This is a genomic window from Streptomyces sp. YIM 98790 (genome assembly GCF_011421595.1).
Lineage (GTDB): Bacteria > Actinomycetota > Actinomycetes > Streptomycetales > Streptomycetaceae > Streptomyces.
Window position 1 is genome coordinate 1 of record NZ_WTLH01000213.1, and the last position, 8,683, is coordinate 8,683.

Annotated in this window: 9 protein-coding genes and 1 pseudogene; 3 read left to right on the forward strand and 7 right to left on the reverse strand. The window is 64.9% G+C overall.

The window, feature by feature from the left end:
- The first annotated feature begins 246 nt into the window (after window positions 1-246).
- Both GQS09_RS31085 and GQS09_RS24405 read left to right on the forward strand, forming a co-directional pair.
- Complete coding sequence (locus GQS09_RS31085) at window positions 247-564, forward strand: EndoU domain-containing protein (RefSeq protein WP_399552594.1); 318 nt, start codon at window positions 247-249, stop codon at window positions 562-564.
- 10 nt (window positions 565-574) lie between these two features.
- The gene (locus GQS09_RS24405) at window positions 575-832 is read left to right on the forward strand and encodes a MafI family immunity protein (protein ID WP_165989738.1); all 258 of its coding nucleotides are present in this window, start codon (window positions 575-577) and stop codon (window positions 830-832) included.
- Here GQS09_RS24405 and GQS09_RS29920 read toward each other — a convergent pair.
- Complete coding sequence (locus tag GQS09_RS29920) at window positions 797-2,482, reverse strand: site-specific integrase (RefSeq protein ID WP_243761746.1); 1,686 nt, start codon at window positions 2,480-2,482, stop codon at window positions 797-799. The two genes, GQS09_RS24405 and GQS09_RS29920, sit on opposite strands and share 36 nt — an antisense overlap.
- Window positions 2,482-2,709 (reverse strand): helix-turn-helix domain-containing protein, encoded by a 228-nt coding sequence (locus tag GQS09_RS24420; RefSeq protein WP_207958234.1) that lies wholly within the window; start codon window positions 2,707-2,709, stop codon window positions 2,482-2,484. Before GQS09_RS24420 ends, GQS09_RS29920 begins: the two co-directional genes overlap by 1 nt.
- 42 nt (window positions 2,710-2,751) lie before the next feature.
- Here GQS09_RS24420 and GQS09_RS29925 point away from each other — a divergent pair.
- Window positions 2,752-3,760, forward strand: a pseudogene (locus tag GQS09_RS29925) (tyrosine-type recombinase/integrase); the annotation flags it as partial.
- 183 nt (window positions 3,761-3,943) lie between these two features.
- Here GQS09_RS29925 and GQS09_RS24430 read toward each other — a convergent pair.
- The 5 genes from GQS09_RS24430 to GQS09_RS24455 form a co-directional block, all read right to left on the reverse strand.
- The gene (locus GQS09_RS24430; protein WP_165989739.1) at window positions 3,944-4,333 is read right to left on the reverse strand and encodes a CPCC family cysteine-rich protein; all 390 of its coding nucleotides are present in this window, start codon (window positions 4,331-4,333) and stop codon (window positions 3,944-3,946) included.
- A 1,412-nt stretch (window positions 4,334-5,745) separates the two neighbouring features.
- Window positions 5,746-5,994 (reverse strand): hypothetical protein, encoded by a 249-nt coding sequence (locus tag GQS09_RS31090; protein WP_207958235.1) that lies wholly within the window; start codon window positions 5,992-5,994, stop codon window positions 5,746-5,748.
- An 89-nt stretch (window positions 5,995-6,083) separates the two neighbouring features.
- Complete coding sequence (locus tag GQS09_RS24445) at window positions 6,084-6,545, reverse strand: hypothetical protein (protein ID WP_165989741.1); 462 nt, start codon at window positions 6,543-6,545, stop codon at window positions 6,084-6,086.
- Between the two features lie 623 nt (window positions 6,546-7,168).
- Window positions 7,169-7,573 carry a type II toxin-antitoxin system VapC family toxin gene (locus GQS09_RS24450; protein WP_165989742.1) on the reverse strand — a complete coding sequence of 135 codons (405 nt, stop codon included), beginning with the start codon at window positions 7,571-7,573 and terminating at the stop codon, window positions 7,169-7,171.
- 9 nt (window positions 7,574-7,582) lie between these two features.
- Window positions 7,583-7,822, reverse strand: coding sequence for a hypothetical protein (locus GQS09_RS24455; RefSeq protein ID WP_243761747.1), 240 nt, complete (start codon window positions 7,820-7,822; stop codon window positions 7,583-7,585).
- Window positions 7,823-8,683: the final 861 nt, after the last annotated feature.

The window sequence follows — 8,683 nt, forward strand, 5'->3', positions numbered from 1 at the left end:
CCCGCGAGGCGGCCCGTCGCGACATCACCCGATATATCGAACACTGGTACAATCACAGACGACTTCACTCGGCCATCGGCTATCGACCTCCACGCGAGGCGCACGCCGACCACCAGCGCCTCCAACTCGCCTCATGAAATAACCCGGTTACATCCCTGTCCGGAAAACGCGAGACCCCTCAATGTCCTGGCAGGCGCCACACCGGTCCTCGTTCACAACAGCAACTGCCCCGGTATCGGCCGCGAATTGATTGGTAGGAAAGAGCAGTTCCATATCATTCACGGTGACAGAACGGGTGGCGGTCATAAGTGGCCGGGACAGCCTGGGAAGACCGTGTTTCCGCGCGGCTGGGACACCGACAAAATTCTCGACAGCATTGTCGACGTGGCGACTAGTCCCAACAGCGTTAGGACGCAGCAGACAGGCCGAGCTGGAGCCCTGTACACGAGGAACGGGGATCCGTCGCGGTGGAAGGTTGAAGGAGTAGTGGACGGCGTGAACATCAGGGTCATTTATGAACCTGCAACGGACCGGATTGTGACCGGTTTCCCGTACCGGCCCTGATGGAGGCACCGTGGAAGCTGTAGAGTACGCCGCCAAGATCGAAGAACTACTAGAGGAATCTCCCATCACTGCGCCTTCGGTTGCAGTCGACGTGCGCGACCTTCTGACGGCCGGAGAGTTTGCCCTAGCTTTCGACACCATGTGCTCATGGATTTACGAGGACGAGTTGTCGATTAGCGAGGAGTACTACGAGCGGCTTGTCCGGCTGTCGGAAGATCTTGGATCTCGCGATCTAATCACGCGAATGCGTGAGCTGGTAACGGGATAATCGAGTTCCCGACGCTTTGAATTGGGTCGCGTCGTGATCGTCTGATGCGACTCGGATCGGAGTGAGCGACCGCAAATCTGAAGCCCCGCCAGGTGCGTCCTGGCGGGGCTTCTGCGTGGGGTGACGGCAGTAATTGACGGCAACGTCAGCGCACGAGGGCGGCGCAGGGTGGCGGTTCGTCGCCGTCGACCGTCCCGGTGGCTTCCGGGCCGGTGAGCGCGGTGCCAAGGGCATCGATGGCGTTCNCGTCCCGGTGGCTTCCGGGCCGGTGAGCGCGGTGCCAAGGGCATCGATGGCGTTCCGCTGGAGGCGGAGTCGGACGTGGGCGTAGACGGTGGCGGTGACGCCGATGTGGGCGTGTCCGAGGAGTTCCTTGATGACGACGAGTTCGACGCCCTGTTCCAGGAGCAGGGTGGCCGTGGAGTGCCTGAGGTCGTGGAAGCGGATGCGGCGGAGGCTGGCCTTGCGCAGGAGCGTGGTGAACGCGCGGGTGAGGTTGGTCGGGTCGATCGCTCCGCCCTGCGTGGTGGCGAACACGTGCCCGCTGTCCTGCCACGTGGTGCCTGCGGCTTCCCGTTCGCGCTGCTGCTGCTCGTGGTGGTGCTTCAGCGAGTGGAGGCAGCGGGTGGGGAGGGCGATGCGGCGTTCGGAGGCCCGGGTCTTGGTGGGCAACGTGGTGAGTCCGGCGTTGCTGGTGCGCTGCAATGTGCCGCGGACGGCAGCGGTGCCCCGATCAAGGTCGAGATCTTCCCAGCGCAGGCCGAGGAGTTCGCCCTTGCGGAGTCCGGTGTGAAGGGCGAGTTCGAACAGGGCATGGAGCCGGTGACCCTGGGCCGTGGTGAGGAGTCGGCGGGCTTCGTCGGTGGTGAGGGGTTCGAAGCGTCGGGGCCGTGGGGNCCAGCGCAGGCCGAGGAGTTCGCCCTTGCGGAGTCCGGTGTGAAGGGCGAGTTCGAACAGGGCATGGAGCCGGTGACCCTGGGCCGTGGTGAGGAGTCGGCGGGCTTCGTCGGTGGTGAGGGGTTCGAAGCGTCGGGGCCGTGGGGTGCCGGTGCGGACGTTGCGGGCGACGTTGCGCGGGATTTCCTCTTCGCGGACGGCGTGTTCCAGGGCGGACTTGAGCACGGAGTGGATGTAGGTCAGGGTCAGCGGAGAGAGCCGCTTGGAGCAGCATGATCCGGTGGCGCAGCAACGGGGCTCATCACGCCGGGCATCGGTGCCGCGTGCGCAGCACTGGCAGGTGGTGCGGAGCTGGTTGAGCCAGGTGCGGACGTCCTTGGCGGTGAGCTTGGTGAGCTTCTTCTTGCCCAGGCCGGGGATCAGGTACCGGTCGACGCAGGCGGCGTATCGCGTGTGGGTGTTCTCGCGTAGCTGGTGGACAGCGACGTTCTCCAGCCAGTACGTCAGGTACGCGGCCACGCTGCCCTGCGCGGAGGGCACGGGGAGGCCGCGGTTGCTGGCGGCGATCTTCTCGGTGAGCTTGGCCAGGGCCTCCTTCCGGGTGCTGCCGTAGACGCGAACGCGCTTGCGAGTGTTGCCGGGAGCGCGGACGTATCCAGCGGTCTCCCAGCGGCTGTCCTTGCGCTGGTAGACGGTCCCGTCGCCGTTGGCTCGGGTACGGCGGGAGGCGGGGCTGTCGCGGGGCGTGGTCATCAGGCGGCGGCTTCCTGTTCGAGGCGGGTGCGGATGAAGTCGGTCAGCGCGTGGGCGGGGGTGCGGCGGGCGCGGCCGAGGGTGATGGACGCGAGCTGGCGGGTGCGGAGCAGGTCGTAGACGGCGGAGCGGACGAGTTGGAGCCGGGCCATGACCTGGGGCACGGTCAGCAGCTTTTCCGGCGTACTCAGTCCCCGCCGGGTCGGGGCGGGTTCCTGCGCGTTCATCCGCAGCCCTCTTCGGCGATGAACCGGCGTTCCAGTTCCCGGCGGGAGAACACCCACACCCGCTACGCCGCCGCCATCCGCCTCCACCTCAACCCCGGGCTCGGCGTCAAGAAGCTCGCCCGGCTCACCATCCGCGACGTGCGCACCTTCCTCGGCGGGCTGCGCACCGCCTGCCAGTGCTGCGCCCAGAAGCGGGACTCCGTCCGGCGATCCTGCTGCGCCATCGGCCATTGCTGCGGAAAGCGGCTCTCGCCGCTGACCGTGACGTATGTCCATGCGGTCCTCAAGTCCGCGCTGGAACACGCCGTCCGCGAGGACGAACTGCCGCGCAACGTCGCCCGGAACGTCAAGACGACCACGCCACGCCCCCGGCGTTTCCAGGCCTTCACCGCCGCCGAAGCCCGCCAGTTCCTCCAGTCGGCCGGCGCCGACCGGCTTCACGCTCTGTACGAACTCGCCCTGCGCACCGGACTCCGCAAGGGCGAACTCCTCGGACTCCACTGGGAAGACCTCAACATGGACAGCGGCACCGCCACCATCCACCGTTCCCTCCAGCGCACCCGCAGCCAGGGCCTGACCGTCCTGAACACCAAGACCCTCGCCTCGGAACGCCGCATCGCCCTACGCCGCATCGCCCTCCCCACCGAATGCATCAACTCCCTCAAGATCCACCAGGAACAGCAGCAGGAAGAGCGCCAGGCAGCCGGAACGAGCTGGATGGACAACGGGCGTCTTCACCACCCCGAAGGGCAGGCCGCTCGACCCTGGCAACCTCAACCGCCGCTTCCGCCGCCTCCTCCACAGCGCCGGACTCCGGACGATCCGCTTCCACGACCTCCGGCACTCGACCGCCACCCTGCTCCTGGAACAGGGCGTCGATCTCGTCGTCATCAAAGAACTCCTCGGCCACGCCCACATCGGCGTCACCGCCGGCGTCTACGCCCTCGTCCGACTCCGCCTCCAACGCTAAGCCATCGACACCCTGAGCGATGCACTGGCTGAGGGCGGCGACTCCGAAGAGCCGCCGCCCTCAGCGGTGGTCGTCCGCTGACGTTGCCGTCAACTACTGCCGTCACCCCATGCAGAAGCCCCGCCAGGACGCACCTGATGGGGCTTCATATNCATGCAGAAGCCCCGCCAGGACGCACCTGATGGGGCTTCATATTTGTTACGTGACCCTTCAAGAGAAAGGCTGGAGGTAACGGCCTCGCTCGTCAGCTCGGAGCAAACGCCCTCACGCCTCCGAATCAATTCCTCTATGCGACCGCCTCCAAAAGTGCGGCCTCCACCAGTAAAGCTGCGTTCGATCCTCAGGCCATTCCGCCTCCATCACCCCATCAGGCTCGAATTCATCGACTTCCGGAATGACAGCACGAAACCCGTCCTCCTTCGGCCAGGATTTACCCGGCAGGCGGACCTTTGGAACGAACACAGGATCGGCAACTCCGACCTCTTGATAAAGCCGCTGAGCCTCTACAAGAGAGCGACGGTTGGCGCCGCTGACACCGGGCCAACGCAGCTGAACCAGGTCGTCCTCCCAGCCACAAACGGGGCAGATCTGGAAAGAGCCGGGCGGGACTTCATGGACGAGGTGTCCGCAGCAGGGACAGGGGTAGGAGTTCATTTATGGAACCTCGACTCCCGGCTGCCGCCTGAAATAGTCCAGGCCGTCATCTGGCTTGAAGTACGTGATGATGCCCCTCGGCCCAGCAGACCCAAATTCTCCCGACTCAGGGTCGAAGAACCGCCGAACATCACCATCCCTCTTCATGAGAACCCCAGGCCTACGACCATCACACATACACATGAGGTGCTGCGCCGCATAGCTGTACTCGGTCATGGTGTCGAATCCCATTTCCTCACCATGCTTCCTGAAGTGCTCATCGAGGTTGTTGGCGTCGCTCCATTTATCCCCGAAGCAGTTGCTGTTGTGAACGAGGACCGGCGTGGCTCCTGCCAGGACATAGTAGGTGTGGAGGCCGTGGATGGTGAGGTTGTGGGTGGGGGTTGGGGTGTGATGGTGGGTGACGGCGGTGATCTGGGTGTGGGTGCCGGTGCTGGTGCGGAGCCATTGGCCGGGGTGGAGGTCGTGGGCGTCGGTCCAGGTGCCGAGTNNCGGGGATCCAGAAGGGGTGGTCGTCGGTGGCGGTGAGCTCGGCGGGGCCTTCGTCGGTGGCCAGGGTGAGGGTGGTGAGGTCTTTGATGCCTTCGCCGGTGATGGTGGCGGCGACTGCGCGGGGGCCTTCGATGCCGGTTTCGGGGTCGGTGGCCAGGACGAGATCGCCCGGTTCCAGTTCCTCGATGGGTTTGGTGGTGCCGTCGGCCATCAGTACCAGGGCGCCCGGCAGGAAGCTGTTGCAGCCGGCGCCTTCGGTGGTGTCGGTGGTGTCGGTGGTGTTCTTGTTGCCGGGGGCGAGTTTGCGGGTGGCCAGGGTGATGAGCAGGGTGGTGAAGGCCATGCCGCCCAGTTCGGCGTACTGGCCGGTGTCCCAGAGCTGCTTGAGCTCGGCGAGGCCGTCCACCGTGCCGTTGTAGATGTCCGCGTAGAACTGGGGGTTGAGGGCGTGGTACTGCCAGAAGGTCTCCACCAGACCACCGCAGCCCTGGAGAGTCACGCAGGCGGCGGCGTTCGCGGCGCCCTGGGCGATGTGGTCCTTGGCGAAGTCATAGGTTTCCACAAAGGGCTTTGCCGCGCCTTTGAGGAAGCTGACGACCGCGTTGGAGGACTGCCTGGGGGCTGCCTGGACGGCGATGTCGACCAGGGCGTCGTGGTAAGGATTGGCGCCCCGGCTTCCGCCGGCGGTGCTCCAGGGCGGGCGTCCGGTCACGCCGGCCTGGCAGGGGCCCTGTCCNGGGCGATGTGGTCCTTGGCGAAGTCATAGGTTTCCACAAAGGGCTTTGCCGCGCCTTTGAGGAAGCTGACGACCGCGTTGGAGGACTGCCTGGGGGCTGCCTGGACGGCGATGTCGACCAGGGCGTCGTGGTAAGGATTGGCGCCCCGGCTTCCGCCGGCGGTGCTCCAGGGCGGGCGTCCGGTCACGCCGGCCTGGCAGGGGCCCTGTCCAAGGCGTTGACCTCGTCGTCATCAAGCGACTGCTTGGCCACGCCCACATCGGCGTCACCGCCGGCGTCTACGCCCACGTCCGACTCCGCCTGCAACGCCAAGCCATCGACACCCTCGGCAACGCCCTCGGCCAGGATGACGACCCTGACGGCCCGCCCGCCGCAGCAGTCGTCCGCTGACGTTGCCGTCAGCGTTGCCGTCAAACACGCCTGAAGCCCCACCGGAAAGTAATCCGACGGGGCTTCAGGCTTGCTGGTAAAAATTCTAGGGCTGCCGTCGAATTCTCTTCATTTCAACAGCCGCAATCGGGTCACGATGACGATTTGATTCGCTCGACCTCTCGACGGATCGGGCCAATCCGTGGAACTCGATCCCACCACCATTCGCTATTCGATCGCTCACCATCATCGATACGACGAACAATTCCAGATTCATCAATTTCAGTAAACTTCATAAATCTGGAGTCGACATCATCGAGCGCCCGCCTGAATCCCCCAAGGGAATCCGAGTCGGCGTTTTTCATGCCACGAGAGACGAAGCTTCTGAGTGCGAGGGCGGCAATCAAGTCATAGACGCCCCACACCGTCCTGTCGGAATCGGGTAGCCCAATCTCCGCCTCAATCCTGAGAACGTGATTGCGCCAGCTCTCCAGCAGCTCAACCAGCCTCAGGGACCGCTCCGGGGCAACTGGCACGGAGACGCTCTCCAGCCGACGGATATCTGTATCCGTCAGGAAGCATCCGAGCCATTCGCCGCGTTCGCTTGCATTCATCCATTCACCTGCCAGGGTAATACGACGTGGACTTCCACGGCATATCCCAGTTGATAATTACGCGGACGCCATTGTGGTCAAACCTCGATGAGTTCTGCCCGTCCAATTGGCGAGGGCCAGCCTGCCGAAGTGTCGTCTCAATTTCGGCAGCGGACGGACGCCCCATCGCCGGGTTCCCGTCACCCGTATGTCCGTTCACGAACTCAACCATCTCGTCGAGACTGTAGTCACTCCCATGGAAGTCCTCGCCGCCGAGACGGTCTCCATTCCTGCCACCAGCTGGAACTCCACAATTCGGACCGGAATTGTGGACCAAGACCGGCGTCGCCCCCGCCAGCACATAGTACGCGTGCAGANCCATCTCGTCGAGACTGTAGTCACTCCCATGGAAGTCCTCGCCGCCGAGACGGTCTCCATTCCTGCCACCAGCTGGAACTCCACAATTCGGACCGGAATTGTGGACCAAGACCGGCGTCGCCCCCGCCAGCACATAGTACGCGTGCAGAGCAAGGGCTTATCATCTGCGTTTTCGCAGGTCAGCTCTGATTCGCTTGTCCGTGGAAGTCCGCTGATGTACGCCGTTGGCGGATCCGGTTGCCGTCAGCGTTGCCGTCAGGCGGTTGCTATTCGACGCCGAGGATGCGCAGGCCGTGGTGGCGGCGGAAGTCCTCGAAGTCCTTGAGGTTGAGGGTGGCGAGCGGGAGGTCGTAGGCGAGGGCGGTGGCGGCGATCCACATGTCGTTGGTGGGGCGGGGCCGGCCGCGCTGTATCCCTGCCGCCGAGAGCCGTCCCCACGTGGTGGCGACGGCCTCGTCGCCGGGCAGGACCGGGATGTCGGCCAGCCAGTCGGCGAGTTCCTGGCGACTGCGGGTGCCCCAGTGGCGGATCTCCATCCACTTGGTGAGCTCGCCGAGGGTGACGAAGGTGATCAGCGGCTTTCGACCGATGAGCCGGGTCGCCAGCGGGCCGGTCAGCTTGCGCTTGTGCAGCCGGGAGGCGACATCGGTGTCGAGGATGACGGGTTGCACGGGGCCGCCTCAGGCTGCGTCGCGGTGACGCTCGGCGTACGTGAACGCGAGGAACTCCTCCAGTTCCTCGTCCGACTCGAACGTGTCGGCGGCGAGGTCGTCCAGAGAGCGGATCGGCTGGGTGTTCTTCGCCGCCAGGAGCTCCTCGACCGACAGGCGCGGCCTCGGCTGCGGATAGCTGAAGTCTTCGGGGGCGGGCGTGCTCATCGGGACCTCCAGCAGGGCGGGAACCAGCTCCACGGCCAGCATACGGGCGCTTCCATCTGCTGACACGGGCGTTCGCCAGCACGAGCGGAGCCTCGAACGCGCGTGCCGTAATCGCTGAAGCAGCCGATGCGGCATGGATTGCACATGGCTGGGCAGGGATGCCGAGCGGTGGCGCGTCGGGAGATCTCGCGGTACCAGNACCAGCTCCACGGCCAGCATACGGGCGCTTCCATCTGCTGACACGGGCGTTCGCCAGCACGAGCGGAGCCTCGAACGCGCGTGCCGTAATCGCTGAAGCAGCCGATGCGGCATGGATTGCACATGGCTGGGCAGGGATGCCGAGCGGTGGCGCGTCGGGAGATCTCGCGGTACCAGCCCGTTCCGGGTGCTGTTTGTGCGCGGCCAGGGGCCGGGCTCGATCAAGTAAAGAAACTCTGAACAGCTCTCCCACGGGGTACACCATGGTGGACTGCCGCTGCGGTCCACCATGGGCATAGGCGAGGCTTCGCGCTGGCGCTGCCGGGCTGTCGCGGCGATGCTTTCGCCGTTGTGATCCTGGTTCAGGCTACTGAGGAGCCCATGCCCGGCGCCTTCCACCCCACCGGAAGCGGATAAGTACCATCAGGATTCATCGGGATATGCTTAGCCGCTTTCTATCCGGGTTTCCTGACCTGACCCCAAGAAGCAATGGCTGTCGCAATTTCACTGCCCCATGGACACGCGAGCATAAGGGTAGATATAGATCTTATTGATCCGGAACGGTTGAGTTGCCTGCTCGTTGGCAGGGCGTGATCGAGGTTGAGGACGCGCGTCGGCTGCATCCTGCCACGCGGGAGGTAGTGCGGCTGCGGGTGGTGGCCGCGCTGGAATCAGGGCAAGTGCGCACCTACCGGCGGGCGGCCG